General features: G+C 66.8%; 21 protein-coding genes and 1 pseudogene. 10 read left to right on the forward strand and 12 right to left on the reverse strand.

What is annotated here, in order from left to right; translation table 11 throughout:
• Nucleotides 1–10: 10 nt before the first annotated feature.
• The 7 genes from AC1DMA_RS07440 to AC1DMA_RS07470 are packed head-to-tail and all read left to right on the forward strand — an operon-like array spanning nt 11 to nt 6,161.
• On the forward strand, nt 11–1,465 hold the full coding sequence (locus tag AC1DMA_RS07440) for a 2-hydroxymuconic semialdehyde dehydrogenase (protein ID WP_478143771.1): 1,455 nt from the start codon (nt 11–13) through the stop codon (nt 1,463–1,465).
• A 4-nt stretch (nt 1,466–1,469) separates the two neighbouring features.
• Nucleotides 1,470–2,300 (forward strand): alpha/beta fold hydrolase, encoded by an 831-nt coding sequence (locus tag AC1DMA_RS07445; RefSeq protein ID WP_478143974.1) that lies wholly within the window; start codon nt 1,470–1,472, stop codon nt 2,298–2,300.
• 39 nt (nt 2,301–2,339) lie between these two features.
• The gene (dmpE, locus tag AC1DMA_RS07450; protein WP_478143772.1) at nt 2,340–3,122 is read left to right on the forward strand and encodes a 2-oxopent-4-enoate hydratase; all 783 of its coding nucleotides are present in this window, start codon (nt 2,340–2,342) and stop codon (nt 3,120–3,122) included.
• A gap of 13 nt (nt 3,123–3,135) precedes the next feature.
• Nucleotides 3,136–4,065 carry an acetaldehyde dehydrogenase (acetylating) gene (locus tag AC1DMA_RS07455; protein ID WP_478143773.1) on the forward strand — a complete coding sequence of 310 codons (930 nt, stop codon included), beginning with the start codon at nt 3,136–3,138 and terminating at the stop codon, nt 4,063–4,065.
• Nucleotides 4,066–4,075: 10 nt separating this feature from the next.
• On the forward strand, nt 4,076–5,143 hold the full coding sequence (gene dmpG, locus AC1DMA_RS07460) for a 4-hydroxy-2-oxovalerate aldolase (protein WP_478143774.1): 1,068 nt from the start codon (nt 4,076–4,078) through the stop codon (nt 5,141–5,143).
• A complete protein-coding gene (gene dmpH / locus AC1DMA_RS07465; protein ID WP_478143775.1) occupies nt 5,140–5,928 on the forward strand; it encodes a 2-oxo-3-hexenedioate decarboxylase in 789 nt (262 codons plus the stop codon). Before dmpG ends, dmpH begins: the two co-directional genes overlap by 4 nt.
• A 41-nt stretch (nt 5,929–5,969) precedes the next feature.
• On the forward strand, nt 5,970–6,161 hold the full coding sequence (locus AC1DMA_RS07470) for a 2-hydroxymuconate tautomerase (RefSeq protein ID WP_478143776.1): 192 nt from the start codon (nt 5,970–5,972) through the stop codon (nt 6,159–6,161).
• Between the two features lie 195 nt (nt 6,162–6,356).
• On the opposite strand, the pseudogene AC1DMA_RS07475 reads toward AC1DMA_RS07470, so the two are convergent.
• Nucleotides 6,357–6,419: pseudogene (locus AC1DMA_RS07475) on the reverse strand (hypothetical protein); the annotation flags it as partial.
• Nucleotides 6,420–6,617: 198 nt separating this feature from the next.
• Here AC1DMA_RS07475 and AC1DMA_RS07480 point away from each other — a divergent pair.
• Together AC1DMA_RS07480 and AC1DMA_RS07485 are read left to right on the forward strand one after the other, a co-directional pair.
• On the forward strand, nt 6,618–8,501 hold the full coding sequence (locus AC1DMA_RS07480) for a CocE/NonD family hydrolase (RefSeq protein WP_478143777.1): 1,884 nt from the start codon (nt 6,618–6,620) through the stop codon (nt 8,499–8,501).
• A 9-nt stretch (nt 8,502–8,510) separates the two neighbouring features.
• Nucleotides 8,511–9,512: an acyltransferase family protein gene (locus tag AC1DMA_RS07485; protein ID WP_478143778.1), complete on the forward strand. Its 1,002-nt coding sequence runs from the start codon at nt 8,511–8,513 to the stop codon at nt 9,510–9,512.
• Nucleotides 9,513–9,530: 18 nt separating this feature from the next.
• Here AC1DMA_RS07485 and AC1DMA_RS07490 read toward each other — a convergent pair whose 3' ends face one another.
• The gene (locus tag AC1DMA_RS07490) at nt 9,531–10,280 is read right to left on the reverse strand and encodes an SDR family NAD(P)-dependent oxidoreductase (protein WP_478143779.1); all 750 of its coding nucleotides are present in this window, start codon (nt 10,278–10,280) and stop codon (nt 9,531–9,533) included.
• Nucleotides 10,281–10,384: 104 nt separating this feature from the next.
• Here AC1DMA_RS07490 and AC1DMA_RS07495 point away from each other — a divergent pair, with 104 nt between their 5' ends.
• Nucleotides 10,385–11,272, forward strand: a complete 888-nt coding sequence (locus AC1DMA_RS07495; protein WP_478143780.1) for a LysR family transcriptional regulator — start codon at nt 10,385–10,387, stop codon at nt 11,270–11,272.
• A 110-nt stretch (nt 11,273–11,382) separates the two neighbouring features.
• Here AC1DMA_RS07495 and AC1DMA_RS07500 read toward each other — a convergent pair whose 3' ends face one another.
• From AC1DMA_RS07500 to AC1DMA_RS07545, 10 genes are all read right to left on the reverse strand, one after another.
• Complete coding sequence (locus AC1DMA_RS07500; protein ID WP_478143781.1) at nt 11,383–11,928, reverse strand: Ohr family peroxiredoxin; 546 nt, start codon at nt 11,926–11,928, stop codon at nt 11,383–11,385.
• A 117-nt stretch (nt 11,929–12,045) separates the two neighbouring features.
• Complete coding sequence (locus tag AC1DMA_RS07505) at nt 12,046–12,801, reverse strand: SDR family oxidoreductase (RefSeq protein ID WP_478143782.1); 756 nt, start codon at nt 12,799–12,801, stop codon at nt 12,046–12,048.
• Between the two features lie 64 nt (nt 12,802–12,865).
• Nucleotides 12,866–13,345: a carboxymuconolactone decarboxylase family protein gene (locus tag AC1DMA_RS07510; RefSeq protein ID WP_478124496.1), complete on the reverse strand. Its 480-nt coding sequence runs from the start codon at nt 13,343–13,345 to the stop codon at nt 12,866–12,868.
• Nucleotides 13,346–13,662: 317 nt separating this feature from the next.
• The gene (locus tag AC1DMA_RS07515) at nt 13,663–14,298 is read right to left on the reverse strand and encodes a peroxiredoxin-like family protein (RefSeq protein ID WP_478143783.1); all 636 of its coding nucleotides are present in this window, start codon (nt 14,296–14,298) and stop codon (nt 13,663–13,665) included.
• On the reverse strand, nt 14,295–15,218 hold the full coding sequence (locus AC1DMA_RS07520; RefSeq protein WP_478143784.1) for a glutathione S-transferase family protein: 924 nt from the start codon (nt 15,216–15,218) through the stop codon (nt 14,295–14,297). The genes AC1DMA_RS07515 and AC1DMA_RS07520 overlap by 4 nt, the downstream gene beginning before the upstream one ends.
• A 223-nt stretch (nt 15,219–15,441) precedes the next feature.
• Complete coding sequence (locus tag AC1DMA_RS07525) at nt 15,442–15,861, reverse strand: cupin domain-containing protein (RefSeq protein ID WP_478143785.1); 420 nt, start codon at nt 15,859–15,861, stop codon at nt 15,442–15,444.
• A 73-nt stretch (nt 15,862–15,934) separates the two neighbouring features.
• Nucleotides 15,935–17,170: a bifunctional alpha/beta hydrolase/OsmC family protein gene (locus tag AC1DMA_RS07530; RefSeq protein WP_478143786.1), complete on the reverse strand. Its 1,236-nt coding sequence runs from the start codon at nt 17,168–17,170 to the stop codon at nt 15,935–15,937.
• Nucleotides 17,171–17,250: 80 nt separating this feature from the next.
• Nucleotides 17,251–17,610, reverse strand: a complete 360-nt coding sequence (locus AC1DMA_RS07535; protein ID WP_478124501.1) for a hypothetical protein — start codon at nt 17,608–17,610, stop codon at nt 17,251–17,253.
• A complete protein-coding gene (locus AC1DMA_RS07540; protein ID WP_478143787.1) occupies nt 17,607–18,239 on the reverse strand; it encodes a glutathione S-transferase family protein in 633 nt (210 codons plus the stop codon). The genes AC1DMA_RS07535 and AC1DMA_RS07540 overlap by 4 nt, the downstream gene beginning before the upstream one ends.
• The gene (locus AC1DMA_RS07545) at nt 18,236–19,189 is read right to left on the reverse strand and encodes an Ig-like domain-containing protein (protein WP_478124503.1); all 954 of its coding nucleotides are present in this window, start codon (nt 19,187–19,189) and stop codon (nt 18,236–18,238) included. Before AC1DMA_RS07545 ends, AC1DMA_RS07540 begins: the two co-directional genes overlap by 4 nt.
• Nucleotides 19,190–19,192 lie beyond the last annotated feature (3 nt).

Below are 19,192 nucleotides of genomic sequence, written 5' to 3' on the forward strand. Positions count from 1 at the left end.
AGTCGGTGCGATGAAACAGTTCATGAACTTCATCGGCGGCGAGTTCGTCGCCACTTTGAAGACCTTCGACAACCGCGCGCCGGTGGACAACCGCGTCATCGGCAAGGTGCACGAGGCAGGCCGCAGCGAGGTCGATGCGGCCGTGCGCGCCGCACGCGCGGCGCTCAACGGTGAGTGGGGTCGCATGAGCGTCGCGCGCCGCGTCGAGCTGCTGCACGCCGTGGCCGACGAAATCAACCGGCGCTTCGACGACTTCCTGGCGGCCGAGATGGCTGACACCGGCAAGCCGCACGCGCTGGCCTCGCACGTGGACATTCCGCGCGGCGCGGCTAACTTCAAGGTGTTTGCCGACATCGTGAAGAACGTACCGACTGAGAGCTTCGAGATGACCACGCCGGACGGCGGGCAAGCGCTGAACTACGCCGTGCGCTCGCCGCTGGGCGTGATCGGCGTCGTGTGCCCGTGGAACCTGCCTCTGCTGCTCATGACCTGGAAGGTCGGCCCGGCGCTGGCCTGCGGCAACACCGTGGTGGTCAAGCCTTCGGAGGAAACGCCCGCCACTGCCACGCTGCTGGGCGAGGTGATGAACGCGGTCGGCATTCCACCGGGCGTCTACAACGTGGTGCACGGCTTCGGGCCTGACTCGGCCGGCGAGTTCCTCACCACGCATCCGGGCGTGGACGGCATCACCTTCACGGGCGAGACGCGCACCGGCGAGGCCATCATGGGCGCCGCTGCGAAGGGAGTGCGGCCCGTGTCCTTTGAACTGGGCGGCAAGAACGCCGGCATCGTGTTCGCCGACACCGATTTCGACAAGGCCGTGGCCGGCATCACCCGCTCGGCCTTCGAGAACTGCGGCCAGGTGTGCCTGGGCACAGAGCGGGTCTACGTGCAACGACCCATCTTCGACAGGTTCGTCGCGGCGCTCAGGGCCAAGGCCGAGGCGCTCAAGCCGGGCCCGTCGGAAGAAGCCGGCGTGGGCATCGGCCCGCTGATCTCGCGCGAGCACCAGCAGAAGGTGCTGTCGTACTACCGCAAGGCGAGGGAGGAGGGCGCCACCGTCGTCACCGGCGGCGGCGTGCCGGCGATGCAAGGCGCGCTGGCCGAGGGCCACTGGGTGCAGCCCACGATCTGGACCGGCCTGCCCGAGACGGCTTCGGTGATCCGCGAGGAAATCTTCGGCCCCTGCTGCCACATCGCGCCGTTCGACACCGAGGAAGAAGCCATCGCGCTGGCCAACGCCACCGACTATGGCCTGGCGACCACCGTGTGGACCGAGAACCTGGGCCGCGCGCACCGTGTGGCAAAGCAGGTGCAGGTCGGCATCTGCTGGGTCAACAGCTGGTTTCTGCGCGACCTGCGTACCGCCTTCGGTGGCGCCAAGTCGTCGGGCATCGGGCGCGAGGGCGGAGTGCATTCGCTCGAGTTCTACACCGAGCTGCGCAACGTCTGCATCAAGCTGTGAGGACCTGGCGGTGAGCAACCCCGAAATCGCGAACAGCGTGCGCACCGGCGCTTTCGACACCAACGTGCACGACCTGGGCGAGGGCGCGCCGGTGCTCTTCATCCATGGCTCGGGCCCGGGCGTGAGTGCGTGGGCCAACTGGCGCCTGGTGCTGCCCGTGCTCGCGCGCACGCGCCGTGTGATCGCGCCCGATATGGCTGGCTTCGGCTTCACGCAGCGCGTGCCCGGCGCGACCTACACGATGGACACCTGGGTGCAGCAGGCACTCGACCTGCTGGACGCACTGGACATCGAACGCGCCGACGTGGTGGGCAACTCCTTCGGCGGAGCGCTCGCGTTGGCGCTCGCCATCCGTGCGCCGCACCGCGTGCGCCGGCTGGTGCTCATGGGCAGCGTGGGCGTGCCCTTCCCGATCACGCCCGGGCTCGATGCCGTCTGGGGCTACATGCCCTCGTTCGCGAACATGCGCCGGATCATGGACGTGTTCGCGTTCGACCGCACGCTCGTCACCGACGAGCTCGCGCAGCTGCGCTACGAGGCCAGCATGCGGCCCGGCTTCCAGGAAGCCTTCGGTGCGATGTTCCCGGCACCGCGCCAGCGCTGGGTCGATGCCATGGCGAGCCCGGAGCCCGACATTCGGGCGCTGGCGCATGAGACGCTGCTGATCCACGGCCGCGAAGACCAGGTAATTCCGCTGGCCACCTCGCTCACGCTGAACCAGTGGATTCCCAACAGCCAGCTGCATGTGTTCGGCCGCTGCGGCCACTGGACGCAGATCGAGCACAGCGCGCGCTTCGCCCGCCTGGTCGGCGACTTCCTCAACGAACCCGATTGATTGATTCACCCCCGAGACAGAGCAAAGGAAAGACTTCCCATGGACTCCACCCTCATCCGGCGGCTCGGCGACGAGCTCTACGACGCGCTGCGCGAGCGCAGCGTCGTGGACCCCCTCACGAGCCGGCACGATGGCATCACCATCGCGGACGCCTACGGCATCCAGCAGCGCATGATCGCGCGCCGCCTGGAAGCCGGCGAGCGCATCGTCGGCAAGAAGATCGGCGTGACCTCGCGCGCCGTGATGAACATGCTGGGCGTGTTCCAGCCCGACTTCGGCTATCTGCTCGACGGCATGATCGTCGGCGAGGGCGAGTCGATCGACAGCCGCACGCTCATCCAGCCCAAGGCCGAGGGCGAGATCGCCTTTCTGCTCAAGCGCGACCTCATGGGTCCGGGCATCGGCAACGCCGACGTGCTGGCCGCCACCGAATGCGTGATGCCCTGCTTCGAGATCGTCGACTCGCGCATCCGGGACTGGAAGATCAAGATCGCCGACACCGTGGCCGACAACGCCTCGTGTGGCGTGTTCGTGCTCGGTGACCACGCGGTCGATCCGCGCCGAATTGACCTGGCGACCTGCGGCATGGTGCTTGAGAAGAACGGCGAAATCATCGCCACCGGCGCGGGCGCCGCCGCGCTCGGCTCGCCGGTGAACGCGGTCGTGTGGCTGGCCAACACGCTCGGCGCGCTGGGCATCGGGCTCAAGGCGGGCGAGGTGATCCTGTCGGGCGCGCTCGCCGCGATGTTCCCTGCGCAAGCCGGCGACAACTTCCGCGTCTCGATCGGCGGCCTGGGCGGCTGCTCGGTGCGCTTCCATTGAAGGAGACAACCCCATGACGAACCCAACGAAGATCAAGTGCGCGCTGATCGGCCCCGGCAACATCGGCACCGACCTGCTCGCCAAGCTGCAGCGCAGCCCGGTGCTCGAACCCGTGTGGATGGTGGGCATCGACCCCGAGTCCGACGGCCTGAAGCGTGCCCGCGAGATAGGTCTGAAGACCACGGCCGAGGGCGTGGATGGCCTGCTACCGCATGTGAAGGCCGACGGCGTTCAGATCGCTTTCGACGCCACCAGCGCATACGTGCATGCCGAGAACAGCGCCAGGCTCAATGCCCTGGGCGTGCTCATGATCGACCTCACGCCCGCGGCCATCGGCCCGTTCTGCGTGCCGCCGGTCAACCTGAAGAGCCTTCTGATGGCGGGCGGCGCGCGTCCGGCCAACGTCAACATGGTCACCTGCGGCGGACAGGCCACGATCCCGATGGTGGCGGCGGTGTCGCGCGTGCAGCCCGTGGCCTACGGCGAGATCGTGGCCACTGTGTCCAGCCGCTCGGTCGGTCCTGGCACGCGCAGGAACATCGACGAGTTCACGCGCACCACGGCCGGTGCGGTCGAGCGCGTGGGCGGTGCGGCCAAGGGCAAGGCAATCATCATTGTCAACCCGGCCGAGCCGCCGCTGATCATGCGCGACACGGTGCACTGCCTGACCGAAGGCCCGCCCGACGAGGCGCGCATCACGGCCTCGGTGCACGAGATGATGGCCGAGGTGCGCAATTACGTGCCGGGCTACAAGCTCGTGAACGGACCCGTGTTCGACGGCAACCGCGTGTCGATCTACCTGGAGGTGGAAGGCCTGGGCGACTACCTGCCCAAGTACGCCGGCAACCTCGACATCATGACCGCCGCGGCGGCGCGCACGGCCGAAATGTTCGCCGAAGCGATGCTCGCCAGCCTCCCGCAACCCGAGCCCGCCGTGGCCTAGGAGCACACTCATGACCACCACGAACACCCATCTCCAGGGCCGCCGCGTGACCCTGCACGACATGACGCTGCGCGACGGCATGCACCCCAAGCGCCACCTGATGACGCTCGAACAGATGAAGCACATCGCCAGCGGGCTCGACGAAGCGGGCGTGCCGCTGATCGAAGTGACGCATGGCGACGGCCTGGGCGGCAGCTCGGTCAACTACGGCTTTCCCGCGCATTCCGACGAGGAGTACCTGGGTGCCGTGATCCCGCTGATGAAGCAGGCCAAGGTCTCGGCCTTGCTGATTCCCGGCATCGGCACCGTGGAACACCTGCGCATGGCGCACGGCCTGGGCGTGCACACCGTGCGCGTGGCCACGCACTGCACCGAGGCCGACGTGTCCGAGCAGCACATCACCATGGCGCGCCAGCTCGACATGGACACGGTCGGCTTTCTCATGATGGCCCACATGGCCTCGCCCGAGACGTTGGTGCGCCAAGCGCTGCTCATGGAAGGCTACGGCGCCAATTGCATCTACGTGACCGACTCGGCCGGCTACATGCTGCCGGACGATGTCACGGCGCGCATCGGCGCGGTGCGCGCGGCGCTCAAGGCCGATACCGAGCTGGGCTTTCATGGCCATCACAACCTCGCGATGGGCGTGGCCAACTCGGTCGCGGCCGTTGCGGCCGGTGCCAATCGCATCGACGCCGCCGCCGCGGGTCTGGGCGCGGGCGCGGGCAACACGCCGATGGAAGTGTTCGTGGCGGTGTGCGACCGCATGGGCATCGAGACCGGTATCGATGTGTTCCGCATCCAGGACGTGGCCGAAGACCGCGTCGTGCCGATCATGGACCACATGATCCGTGTCGACCGCGACTCACTCACGCTGGGGTACGCGGGCGTGTACTCGAGCTTCCTGCTGTTCGCCAAGCGCGCGGAGAAGAAGTACGGCGTGCCCGCGCGTGAGATATTGGTGGAACTGGGCCGGCGCGGCATGGTCGGCGGGCAGGAAGACATGATCGAAGACACGGCCATCACGCTGGCTCGCGCACGCCAGGCCGTGCAACAACAGGAAGGAGTGGCGGCATGAAGCTCGACAAGAACACCATCGCCGCGCTCGCCGAGCACCTGGAGACCTGTGAGCTGGAGGCGCGCGACACGCCCAAGATCACCGACGAGTATCCCGAGATGGATTGGGACGACGCCTACGCCATCCAGAACGAGATCCGCCGCCGAAAGCTCGCACGCGGCCATCGCATCATTGGACTGAAGGCCGGGCTCACCTCTCACGCGAAGATGAAGCAGATGGGCGTGACCACACCGGTCTTCGGCTTCATGGCCGACAACTACGCCGTGCCCGAAGGCGGCGAGTGCAAGATGAGTGAGCTCATCCATCCCAAGGTCGAGCCCGAGATCGCGTTCGTCACCAAGCGCGCGCTTAGCGGCCCGGGCTGTCACATCGGTTCTGTGCTCGCGGCCACCGACTTCGTGCTGCCAGGCATCGAGGTGATCGACAGCCGCTACCGCGACTTCAAGTTCGACCTCAAGAGCGTGGTGGCCGACAACACCTCGGCCTCGCGCTTCGTGGTGGGCGGGCGCGCCGTGCCCGCGAGCGAGGTCGACCTGCGTACCGTCGGCATCGTGCTCGAGAAGAACGGCCACCCCGCGGCCTTCGGCGCGGGCGCCGCGGTGCTCGGGCACCCGGCCGCGGCCATTGCGATGCTGGCCAACCATCTGGGCGCGCGCGGCGAGGAGATTCCGGCGGGCACGCTGATCCTGTCGGGCGGCATCACCGAGGCCGTAGCCGTGCAGGCCGGCGATGCCGTCACGCTGAAGGTGCAGGGGATGGGCAGCGTGGGCCTGCGATTCGTTTGATCTGCATCAATCACCGAAGCACATACCACTGGAGTAGACGAATGCCCTTTGCACAGATCTATCTCATCGAAGGTCGCACCGAGGAGCAGAAGCGCGCGTTGATCGAGAAAGTGACCAGCGCCATTGTCGAGGCCGTCGACGCGCCGAAGGAGAACGTGCGCGTGTGGCTGCACGACATGCCCAAGGAAAACTGGGGCATCGGCGGCGTGTCCGCCAAAGACCTGGGGCGCTAACCGGTTCGCGCCGCGGCGCGTCGGAAAGGTGTGGAATGGGCAGTGAGAAATCCACGGCGCTTGCCGCGTGCACGAATCAGAAGGTCTCGCCGCGGGTCGTCCTTTCCGATGCGGTCCGCACATCTGCGCACGCTCTTCAGCGACGAACCCGCCTTCAACAAGCACGGCGAGGTGCTTGAGGGCCGAAGGCAGCGCCATCCCCAGCGTTGCGGCCGGCTCGGACACCGAGGCCGGTCCGCGGCTCAGGCGGTCGAGCATGCCGCGGCGGGCAAAGGTCGCGTCGTCGAAGCGCCACGTCGGTGACCATCGCTTCCAGAAGATCCGGTTGAATTCGCGGCGGTACTTCGCGTAGCCGGAGCGACCGCCAACGTTTGTCGTGCGAAGGACTGTCGATGACGCAGCAATGCCCTAACATCGCCACGCCGCCGATCCGGCAAGCCCCCAAGTACACGAACCATGAAGAAGTTCATCGTTGCCGCCATTACGCTCACCACGGCGTTCGTCACGTCGCTCGCAGCACATGGGCAGGATGTCCCGCTGGATCCCGACACGGGCCTGCCGGCGTCGCGGCCTTTCGATTTCCCCGCGCAGGGACCGGCCGCACCGTTCTGGGCCAAGCGCCTCACTGGCTATTTCACGACGACCGACGGCGTCAGGCTGCGCTACAGCGTGCTCTTGCCGAAGGCCTCGGGCAAGGTCCCCGTCATCCTGAGCATCAACGGCTACGACGCCGGCTCGATCGGCGGAACGCCCTATCTTCAGTACAAGACATCAATGTCGGTCGAGCTCGACAAGCGGCTCGTCGAGGCCGGCTATGCCGTGATGGGCGTCAGCGCCGCGGGCAGCGGGTGCTCCACGGGCCCGCTCGAGTACACGCGGCCGCAACTCGGAAGACATGGTGCCGAAGCCGTCGAATTCGCGGCGTCGCAACCGTGGTCCGACACCAAGGTCGGCATGGTGAACTGGTCGTACGGAGGTTCGTCCCAACTGGCGACGGCGCAGCACCGGCCGCTGCATCTTCGGGCCATCGTGCCCGGCATGGTGCTGACGGACTTCCGTGACGCCCTGATGCCCGGCGGTGTGCCGGCGCCAGGTTTCATCACGCCCTTGCGCGGCTCCATGCGCGCCTACTGGGAAAAGGTGGTTGCGCAGACCGCAACCGAAGAGGGCGATGCCGCCTGCCTGGCGCAGATCCGGAAGAACCTCGCGGCAGAGGACGCGAGCTCCGTGATGCACCTGTTCCTGTCGCATCCCCTTCGGGACGATCACATGAAGAGCTTCGACCTGGCACCGCATGCAGACCGTGTGCAGGTTCCCGTGCTGTCGCTCGAAGCGTTCCAGGACCAGGCCATCACACCGCGCAGCGGCTACTACCAGGCCCGACTCGATCCGTCCAAGCTGTGGTCCGTGCAGACGAACGGTCGGCACGACATGTACTTGGCCGCGGATTTCCAGGCGATGGCGGTGCGCTTTCTCGACCGCTTCGTCAAAGGCGAGAACAACGGATTCGAGCGCGACACGCCACGCACCACCGTCTGGATGGAAACCGCCGAAGCAAGCGCGAGCGCCAATGCGCTGGAGCGGCGCGTCTCTCCCAAGCCGCGCTGGGTGGTGCAAAGGGGGCCGATCCGCAGCGACGACCTGGTCGTCAAGGCGTTCCACCTGGGTGCGGGCCATACGCTCGCCGATGCGCCCGGCTCCGGAGCCGCTGATGGCTTCGACTATCCCGGTACCGGTGTGGTCGTCAACGACATCGCGGGAAGGAGCTTCTGGGGTCCCTTGCCAGGAGACTGGGAGACCACGGGCGTGGCCTACACCTCGCCGCCGTTGGGTGAGGACATGATGGTCTACGGGCCGGGCAGTGCCGACCTCTGGGTCACGGCCAGCGCCGGCGACGCCGACTTGCAGGTCACCGTCACCGAACTGCGGCCCGACGGGCAGGAAACCTATGTCCAGCGGGGCTGGTTGCGCTTGTCGAACCGCGCCTTGGACACCTCGCGCTCGACGCCGTTGCTGCCCATCCGGCTTGAACGACCGGAGCAGCCCATGCCGCTGCTGCCGGGCCGGCCGGTGCTTGCGCGTGTCGAGATCAACAAGATGGGCCACTACTTTCGCAGCGGCTCGCGGCTGCGGATCTGGATCGACACGCCGGCCCAAACCGGTGGCCTGGTGTTCGACACCTTCACGCAGAAGCAGCGCCTCCATGTGCTGCACAACGCCAGGTACGACTCCGTGGTGCGGCTCGGCGTGCTGAAGGACGTCAAGGGACCGGCAAGCTTTCCGGCGTGCGGTGCGACGATCCTGCAGCCGTGCCGTGCGGACCCGCTGGCCACGCGCTGAGCCGCACGGATGTCCATGCCCTACAACCCGGCGCTCGACGGTGTTCGCGCGTTGTCCATCCTCGCGGTGGTCCTGTTCCACTGCCAGGTCCCCGGTGCGCATGGCGGGTTCATCGGGCTGGACATCTTCTTCGTTCTGTCCGGCTACCTCATCACTTCGCTGCTGACAGCCGAGCACCGCCATGGCGGCATCGAGATCGGCCGCTTCTACGCGCGCCGGGCGTTGCGGCTGTACCCGACATTGCTGCTCGTGGTCGCGGTCTACGTGGGGCTGGCCCCCATCCTCTGGCCGGCAGAGAATCGCTGGCTGTCCGCCGTGCTCGCCGCACTCTATGTCTACGACTATGCGCTGGCCTTCTGGGAGGTGGCCTACACCATCGGCCACACCTGGTCCCTGGGCGTGGAGGAGAAGTTCTACCTGCTATGGCCCCTGGTGCTGCCGCTGCTTCTGCGAACGCGCCACCCCGTCGGCTGGCTCGTATCGGCATTCCTGGCAGTGACCGCATGGCGCTATGCCGTGGCCATGAACTGGACCTGGTCGCAGGCGTATTTCCGCTTCGACACGCGAATGAGCGGGATCCTGCTCGGGGCCATTGCGGCGCTGTCCCCTGTCAAGGTGTCGAGGCGCCTGCTCGCAGTGGCCTGCATGGCACTGCTGGTTCTCATGACCTTGCCTTCGCTGCCCACGAGCCACCAGACCGAAGCGGTCACGCTGCGCATCACATTGGCGGAGTTGTCGGCATTCGTGCTGATCTGCTACGCCGCAGCGCATGGGAGCGCGACCTTGCTCGCGTCGCGGCCCATGGTCTACATCGGCCGGCTGTCCTATGGCATCTATCTTTGGCATTTCCCGCTGGTGCTGCTGCTGCGCGATACGCAGCCGCTTTGGATCACGCTGAGCGTGACACTTGCGTTCTCGTTCACGATGGCGGCGATCTGCCTGCATCTGGTGGACACGCCCCTGAAGCGATGGCGTCAGAAGGCCTGGCCGCAGGTCCGCAGCACCGCGTGAGCGCCGGGCATTGGCCTTTCAGGTCAGCGCCATCCCGCCGTCGACCTTCAGGTTGACGCCCGTGACGAACACGCTGTCGTCGCTCGCCAGGAAAAGCGCTGCCTGCGCCAGCTCGTCCGGTTGGCCCAGGCGTCCCAGCGGGATCGCGGCCGACATGGCCTTGTCGAACTCGGGCCGCGCGGATTCCGTGATGCCCAGCTTCCCCAGGATCGGCGTGTCGACCGGTCCGGGGCTGAGCACATTGACGCGGATGCGGCGCTCCTTGAGTTCGAGCGCCCAACTGCGTGCGAAGGCCTCGATGGCGGCTTTGCTGCCTGCGTAGACCGCGTGGTTGTCCATGACCTTGCTGGCGGCGATCGAGCTCGTGAGAATGATCGAGCCGCCATCGCGCATGAGTGGCAGCGCCTTGGTCACGCCGAAGAACACGGCGCGCGCGTTGGTGGCGAACTGTACGTCGTAGTTGTCCACGGTGACGGCAGATGATGGCTCGAGAATGGCCGTGCCCGCATTGGCCACGTAGATGTCGATGCCGCCAAAACGCGCCATCACCGAAGCGAGCAGACGGTCGTGCATCYCCAAATCCGCCACGTCACCGACGAAGCCCATCGCCTCTGGGCCGAGGCTCGCCAACGCCGTGTCCACGGCGTCCTGGCGGCGACCCACGATGACGACACGGGCGCCTTCAGCGGCGAACGCCTGGGCGCAGGCCAGGCCGATGCCGCTGTTGCCGCCGGTGATCACGGCCACTTTGTCCGAGAGTTTTTGCATGATGCTTTTCCTTGTTCAACGAAGAGAGAAGCCTTCAATCTAGGGCGTCCCCGTGAACTCCAGTAGTGGGAAAAAATGGAAACACTTGTGCCTCGGAGTCTTCAATGAATGTTCTCGACCACGCGCCCGGATTGATGGCCTTTGCCACTGCTGTCGAGGCCGGCTCGTTCAGTGCGGCCGCGCGGATGCTGGGCACCTCACCGTCGGCGGTTTCCAAGGGCGTGGCGCGGCTGGAGCAACGCTTCGGCGTGCGGCTCTTCCAGCGCTCGACGCGGTTGCTGTCGCTCACGCAGGAGGGGGCCGCGTACTACGAACGCATCGCGCCGCTGCTGCGCGCGCTCGACGAGGCGAGCGACGTGATGCAGCCAACGGGCATAGCGCGGGGCGTGTTGCGCATCACCGCCCCCGGCGACCTGGGTCGCATCTTGCTGGAACCCGTGGTCGGCAAGTTCCTGCCCAGGCACCCTGAGCTGAAGCTGGAGATGAGCCTGGCCGACCGCCATGTCGACCTGATCCGCGAGGGCTACGACATCGCCATCCGCGCAGGGGATGTGGCGGACTCCGACCTCACCGCGCGGCGCCTCGCCGATCTGCCGCTCGCGCTGGTTGCGTCGCCCGGATACCTCGCGAATCGCGGCACGCCCGACTCGGTCGAGGCTCTGCACAGCCACGCGCACGTGCGCTACATGCTGGGCGGCAAGGCGTTTCCGATCCGCTTTGCCGATGGCACGGTGCTGAACCCCGCCGGCGTGTTCGACACGGACAACAGCGTCGCTCTGCGCGTCGCGGCGCTCGGCGACCTGGGCATCGTGCAGATCCTGCGCCTGTTCGTGCAGGACGACATCGATGCTGGTCGACTGGTGCCCGTGCTGCCGTCCCAGCCGTTGCCGCGTGTGACCATCTCGGCCCTGCATGCCTTCGGGCGCCAGGCGCCGGCGCGTGCACGTCTGTTCATCGAGTTCCTCGCGGCGCAGCTCGAACGTCTGTTCTGAAATAGCGCTGCCTTGCAGACCCAGCTTTCGCCACGCCGGCGCCGTAGGCCGGATCGGCCCGGGTGATGGGTGATGGGTGCCCCGCCTGAGGGCGCAGAGGGGGTGGACTCCTAGGTCGCCAGTGCCACGATGGTGGTGATGCCGTTGCGCGCCATCTTGGCGTACGGACAGAACCGCTCGGTGCTGCGCACCAGTTCCTCGGCCACGCTTTTCTCGACGTCGGGCAGGTGAATCCGGACATCGGCCGTGAGCATGAAGAGCCCGTCGACGGGGTCGCGACCGAACGCGACGGACATCTGCACGTTGGCGTCGTGAATCGGAATCCTTCTTTTCGCGGCCAGCAGGTTCAAGGCCCCATGGAAGCACGCGGCGTAGGCTGCTGCGAACAGCTGCTCCGGGTTGGTGCCGTCGCCGTCTCCGCCCAGGGCGGTGGGAAGGCGAAGCTGCACGTTCAGGTTGCCGTCGTCGGAGCGCGCCACGCCCGAAGCCCGTCCGTGTTCGGCTTCGCCGCCGCTCACTGTGACGACCGTCGAATAGATCGGTTCGAACTCCTGTCCCTTGTACCTGTCGAGCAGCGCGACGGGAGGCGGTTGCAATCGACCTCGTTGCGCCGCTTTCGCTGCGACGACGTCGGCTTTGTCTTTCTGCGTGGGCATTCCAGGCTTCCGTTCAATTCAAGGAGGGAACGCTTTGGGGTTCACAAAGAAGGGGAGGGGAGACTTGGGGCAGCAGCCCCCGGCCGCGTCAGGCGGCGGCCGAGGGCGGACTTCGCATCAGCGTGCGGGCTTGGGCAGTGCGTACCAGGCTTCGAAGTTGAGCGCGCCGATGCGTGGGTTGGCGCCCGGCACCAGCGTGTCGTCCTTCAGCTCCGCGCCGAAGTAACGCGCGTGCACGTCCTGGACGACCTTGCGCGGATCATTGGTCTTGGCGAGAAAACGCTGTACCAGATCGGACAAGCGAACGCGCTCGGGGCCCGCAATTTCGACCACGCCGTTCACGGGGCTGCCCAGGGTGTAGTCCGCGACGGCGGCGGCGACGTCATCCGATGCGATCGGTTGTACGAAGGCCGGCGAGAGATGCACGGTGTCACCGTCGGTGCCCGACTGCGCGATGCCGCCGAGGAACTCGAAGAACTGCGTCGAATGGACGATGGTGTACGGAATCTTCGATTCGCGGATCAGCTTTTCCTGCGCGATCTTGCCGCGGAAGTAGCCGCTATCGGAAAGGCGGTCGGTGCCGACCACCGACAGCGCGACGTGGTGCTTCACGCCGGCCACGGCTTCCGCGGCCAGCAGGTTGCGCCCGGACGTCTCGAAGAACTCGAGCACGGCCTTGTCCTCGAACGAGGGCGAGTTCGCCACGTCCAGCACCACCTGCGTGCCTTGCAGGGCCTCGGCCAGGCCTTCGCCGGTGATGGTGTTCACGCCCGAGGCGGGTGACGCGGCGACGACCTCATGGCCGGCGTCGCGCAGCTTGCTGACAACCTTCGAGCCGATGAGGCCCGAGCCGCCGATGACAACGATCTTCATGATGATTTCCTTGTAGCCCGCAAGGGGCCGGGTGGTTGATGGAAACGGTTCCTGCCAGCGGGGCTCAGGAGAGCTTTGCCTTGTCCAGGCCGAAGACCTTGTCGGAGGCTCCGGGCACGCTCTTGAAGGCGATGTTCAGGCGGCTCCATGCGTTCGTCGACATGACGAGAAAGGTGAGGTCGGAGATTTCCTTTTCCGACAGCTGCGTGCGCACGCGCTCGTAGATTTCGTCGGGCACGCCTTGCTCGGGCAGCTTGGTCAGCACTTCGGTCCAGGCCAGTGCCGCACGCTCGCGCGGGATGAACAGCGTCGATTCGCGCCACGCGGCCAGGTGGTACAGGCGCAGCTCGCGCTCGCCCTGGATCTTGGCCTGCTTGACGTGCATGTCCAGACAGAAGGTGCAGCCGTTGAGCTGCGATGTGCGGATCGACACGAGGTTGCGAAGCGGCTCTTCGATTGCGCCCTCCTTGATGGCATTGAGGAACTCGACGAACTTCTTGAAGAGTTCGGGCGACTGCTCGACATAGTTGACACGTTGGGTCATGACTGGCTCCTGGAAATGGGTGGCGGATGCCTGTACTCAGACTCGGCTGAGTCATCCGTTTGCGAAGATCGCGTAGACAGGGAGGTAGCGTAGGTTTGGCAGGTCGCCACCGGTAGCCACGCACAAGGCTTCACGGTGTTGCCCCTCGCGCAACAATCCGGCGGGGGACTCGGCATGTTTTTTTTGGGCGCCCGCGCCAACGCGGCGTCATCCCATTTCCCGGTGGAACGCCCAACTGAGCAGCGAACTGTCGATCCGCCAAGCGACGAAGCCCGTCAATTCCTGGCGGGCTTCGTCATTTGGGGCGGCTGCAGCCCTCAGCCCCCACCGGCTGCCGAAGGCGCACGGCTGCGTACGAGGTCCTCGATGACGCGCAGCACATTGGCCGGCTCCGCGCGCTTTCGGATGTCTTCCTCGATGTGGGCGAAACGGATGCGGCCTTCCTCGTCGATCACATAGGTCGCCGGGACCGGGAGCACCCACAGGCCGTTGCCATTGAGGACGGGGATGTCGGTGCCCACCGAACCGTAGAAGCTCACGAGTTCGGGAGGAAGCGTGAAGGCCAGCTCGAAGCCATTGGCGGCCTCGAGGTCGGAATCGCTGAGCACGGTGAACGCGAGCTGGTTGTCCTCGGCCGTTCGCATCGAGTGATCAGGCGTCTGCGGCGAGATCGCCAGGAGCGTGGCACCGAGCCTTGCCAGGTCGTCTGCGCGCTGATGCCAGGCCCGCAGCTGGAGGCTGCAGTAACCGCACCAGCCGCCGCGGTAGAAGACCAGCACGAGCGGTCCCTTGCGCCACACGTCCGAAAGGCGGACCGGACGACCGTCACCGTCCGGCAATGTCGCGTCAGGCGCCAGGTCGCCGGCACGCTTGGCGCGGGCAGCGATGCCTGTGGCGTCGAACACCGCATCGGCGGCGTCGTTGTGGTCAAAGGCGGAAAGTTGCGCGCTCATGGCGGGGTTCCCAAAAGTGAGGACAGGTCGAGCCGGATCGCGCCATTGCTGACATAACGCGAGAAGTTCTGGAACGGAATGGCTGCCTGTGCGCGGTAGTTCTCGTCCTGCCAGCTGAAGACCGTGTCCATCCGGACGACCTCCACCTGCACGAGACCACGGCGCACTTCGAGCTCGGGGCCGTCGCCTTCGCTGTACTCGACCACGCCGACCACTTCGGCCGTCAGCGTGGTGGCCAGGTTGTCGCGGATCCGTTCGGTCAGGCGCATCAGCTGATCAGGCGCACTGGGCGCACGTTCGGTGTGCGGCGCCAGACCTTCCTCCATCACGAGCGCCGCATGCACGCCTTCGTCGGCATGCATGCGGCGAACGAAGGCCGTCAGGTGTTCCAAGCCGTGCAGGCCGACCTTCGTGCCGATGGCCCAGCGCAGCATCACGAAGTGATAGGCATCGGCAATGGAACGCTGGCCCGTGAGCCATTCGCGCCCGGCGAGTTGCGCATCGAGCCGCGCGAGGTACTCGCGCACGCGGCTGCGCGCCGTGGCAGCCAGTCGCGCCGCCTGGCCGTCGTCCGGCAGGTAGCGCTCGGGAAAGAAGATCGGCCTGAACGCCTTGTGCACATCGGAGTTCAGGAAACCGAGCCAGCGCATCACCTCCGCCCGCGCGCGCGGCGAGCCGTCGCCTGCCAGCTGCAGTTGCGGATGCAGGTCCGCAAGGTAGCCAAGGATGGCGACGTTCTCGGTCAGCGTGAAGTCGCCATCCACAAGCAGCGGCACTGCGCCTGTCGGGTTGAGTGCCAGGTACTCCGGCGTCTTGATGCTGCGGCGGTCCATGCGCACCGTTTCGTACGGCTGGCCGGACCACTCGAGCACGATGTGATCGGCCAGCGCGCTGGCGCCGGGCATGTAGAAGAGTTTCATGGCGGGGGTCCTGTGTGCGTGTGCCGGCTTCCTGTTGCAGGAAGCAAGGGATGCCTTCCACCCGCCGCGTCGCCGTGTTGCTGGTCGGATTTACGCGGGGACACCGCGCCGACGTGAGTCTGTCCCGTGCACGAACGGGTGGAAAGTGCACGCCTCATTACAGCCGCCTCGGCGATCTGACACCCGTCATCTTCGTCGCGGCGGGTGGAATGCAACCGGTGGGTTATTTCACTGGAATGAAGAACTCGGCACCCTTGTTCTTCACGAGCATGACGACGAACTTCGCGGGCTTGGTCTTGCTCGCGTTGCGCCCGACGGTGTGGATGTCGTCGGGGCCTTCGTAGAAGGTGTCTCCGGCCTTGAGCGTGACTTCCTTGCCGCCTTTGACGCCCATCACGATCGAGCCCTCGAGCACATACACGTAGCTGTGGGCGTCATGGCGATGCACGGGGTCAACGGCGCCGGGCGGGTAGTCCACCGTGATCATCAGCACTTCCTTGCCGGGGATGTCCTTCATCTCCTGGGTCAGCAGCGGCGTCACCTTGGCGTCTTTGGGCGTGCCGTGCGCGATGGCGTGCTGTGCCATGGCGGCGCCTGCGGCGAGCACAAATGTGAGCCCGAGGCTTCTTGCGATCTTGATCATGGTCTTGCCTTTGTTGAAGCGATGGATGAATCGTAGGATCGGGTTTCCGGGTGCGGTAGGCCTGCGCGATGGATCACGGTGTTGTCTGCAAGGCACCAATCGCGCAAAGGCCGCTGCGCTCCGGGGGCTCCCCTTCCACAGGCTCGAAGCGCGCGCCCGCTTCGAGCGTTCGGTGAACGGGGCATCGCTGCGCCATTTCCAGAAGCTCCTCGCGTTGCGCCTGCGTGAGGGTGCCCTCGATGGACACCCGGCGGCTGAAGACATCGGCCGGGGAGGCCGACTTGTCCTTTCGGTGACTCACCGCGGTGCGGATGCGCGCGACCTGCCAGCCCTTGCTGTCGGCGTAGTGGCGCAGCGTCATGGTCGTGCAGGCGGCGAGCGCGGATGACAGGAGGTTGTAGGGTGTCGGTCCCGAACCGAGCCCTCCCACCGTTGCGGGTTCGTCGGCGAGCCAGCGCGAGCCGCCCGAGCGCAGCGCGAGCTGGAATTTGCCCAACCCCGTTTCTTCGGCCTCGGCATCCGCCGCGAGGGGGTGCCCGGCGGGCGGCTCGGGCAGGTAGGGGGCCGCCCAGGTCGCGATGAGGCGCGCGACCTGTTCGGCGTCTTCGCGCTTGGACAACAGATGGTCCGCATCATCGAGCGAGACGAAACTCTTCGGATGCCTTGCCGCCAGAAAGATGCGCGTGGCGTTCTCGATGTCGACCGTCCGGTCCTGCGGCGCGTGCAGCAGCAGCAGCGGCCGGTGAAGTGCCGCGATGCGCGCACCCGGGTCGTGTGCGCGCAAGTCGTCCACGAAGGCCTTGCCCACCGCCATGGGCCGTCCGACCACCTGGACCAGCGCATGCCCCTCGAACTCCAGGCGCGCAAGACCCGCCGGGTCCAGCAGGTGCAGCACCTGGGCTACGTCGAACGGCGCGGCAATGGTCGCAACCGCTCGCGCGCCCGCGATGCGGCCTGCCGCGGCGAGCACGGCGGAGCCGCCCAGGCTGTGACCGATGAGCAGGCGCGCCGGCATGCCGGCGGCCTCCATGGCGTCGGCGGCAGACACGAGGTCCTGCACGTTCAGCGAAAAGCTCGCGTCGGCGAAGTTGCCCTCGCTGTCGCCCAGCCCGGTGAAGTCGAAGCGCAGCACACCGATACCCACGCTGGCCAGCGCGCGAGCGATGCGCACGGCCGCGAGGTTGTTCTTGCCGCAGGTGAAGCAGTGCGCGAAAAGCGCCCAACCCCGCTGAATGCCCTCGGGCATTTCGAGGCTGCCTGAGAGGCGGTGTCCCTGGGCGTTGATCACTTCGAAGGGGCGTGTGGGCACGGGGCGAGTTCCTGTGTCTGGAGCAGATGCGTTCGGATGGGGATGCGTCCGATGCGCGCTGCGCCTTGGGCCAAGGGGGCTCAGGCGTCGGGCGCGGTCGAGTCACGCCAGCACAGCGCCGCAAGCACAGCACCTTCGCCGTCGATCTCGAATTCGTCGGGCAGCGGCCCGTCGATGCGTTCCAGTTGCACGGCGCCGGCCAGCCGTTCACGCAGATCGCGCGCCCAACGGCTGCCGTGAGCCATCCAGGCGGGGCTGATCTCGTCGCCGTCCAGCGAGGGTTCCAGCATGACGATGACGCGCAGCATGGGCTCGTCGGTCGCCTGGACGGCCCACAGCCGCCGCACGGCGGGCTGTTCGGCGTACCAGTGGGCGAGCGCGCCCGAGGTGGCGCAACGCGGCTCGGAGGCTTCGGGGGAAGCTGCCAGCGAAAGTCTCATGGCGTTCCGGCTTGCTGCGCCATATCGCGCTCTGCGTCCAGCGCGGCTTGCACGCCGGCGTCGCCGTCCATCATCCGGACGAAGCGTGCGAGGTTGTCCAGGCCCTGCATGTCGACCTTTTTGGCCGCCGACCAGCGCGAGAGCACGAACAGGTACGGGTCGGCAATGGAGCGTTCGCCGGTGAGCCAGTCGCGCCCTTCGAGTTGGTCATCGAGTCGCACGAGATAGTCGCGCACATGGCCGCGCGCGTTCTCGGCCAGCGCGGGCGCCATCGCCGCGTCCCTCAGGAAACGCTGCGGCACGAAGATCGGCTTGAACGCCTTGTGCACATCCGAGTTGAGAAAGCCCAGCCAGCGCATGACCTCGGCGCGGGCGCGCGGTGAGCCGTCACCGAGCAGGCGCGCTTCGGGGTACAGGTCTGCCAGGTAGCCGAGGATGGCGACGTTCTCGGTGAGCGAAAGGTCGCCATGTACCAGCAGCGGCACCGTGCCGCCCGCGTTGATGGCGAGGTAGTCGGGCGACTTGATGCTTTCCAGGCTCATGCGCACCGGCTCGTGGTCTGCGCCGATCCACTGGAGGACGATCAGGTCGGCGAGGGAGCATGCGCCGGGCATGTGATAGAGCTTCATGATGTATCCGTTGGGTTGAAGTGAGTCCTTCGCTTTCGGCGGGGCAGTCGGCCTCGCGTCGTGAAGGAGAGGCTGGCGAACGATTCGATGCTAGGCAGGCGTGCACAGTGGCGGTAGGCCTGTGTCGGGCTGCACCGTGTTGTCGCCGGCGCACCAATCGCGGCACTGGCCAATGACGAGGTAGAGTCCACGGTGAATGCAAGTGCGGCATCGGCGGGTACAGTCTCCGGCGCGTCTGCGGGCGTTTCGAAGCGTCCGCCAAGGCGATTGCCGGCCGGGTCTTCGAGGGTCCCGCGGACGATCAGTCGGTATTCGCCGGCGCGCCATGCGGTGTGTGGCGTGAACGACCAGGTGCGCTCGCCGTCTTTCAGCAGGGCTTGGCCACTCACGCGCCGGCCGTGTGGGTCTGCGATCGCGATGTAGTCGGCTTCCCGGCCATCGATGGCGTCGTCCAGCGTCACGACGAGCGCTTGCTTCGATGCGGCGCGCACGGACGACAGGCGCCATGCCGCCACGGCGGGACCGCTCGTGTCCGGGGGGCCGACGCGCCAGTGATGTATGGGACGGCCGTCAAGCGTCAAGGTCACATCGCCTCCCTCGACCAGGATCGGCCCCAGGACATCACGCGCTTTCAAGCCGGTCTTGACGCGGCCTGGATGCATCAGCACGGTCAGGACTCGGCCGCTGGGCGACCAGAGTTCCTGCTCGAGAAACGGTTGCGTGAGCGGCTTTCCGTCGGGGCGCAGCAGTGCGAGCCTCGGCAGCACCGGGCCTTCGATCGGTGTCGCGAACTCGATGGACAGGCGCAGCAGGTTGGCCGGCACCTGGCCAGCGGACGGCTGGACGCGCACCATTTGCGCAGCTGCGGGGGATGGCGCGGCAGGTCCGGCGTGCGACGCGCCCAGCATCACGACGAGCGCCACGGCACCGCATAGTCGGCGAAGACGCACGGC

The organism is Variovorax sp. 05N34 (assembly GCF_056397405.1).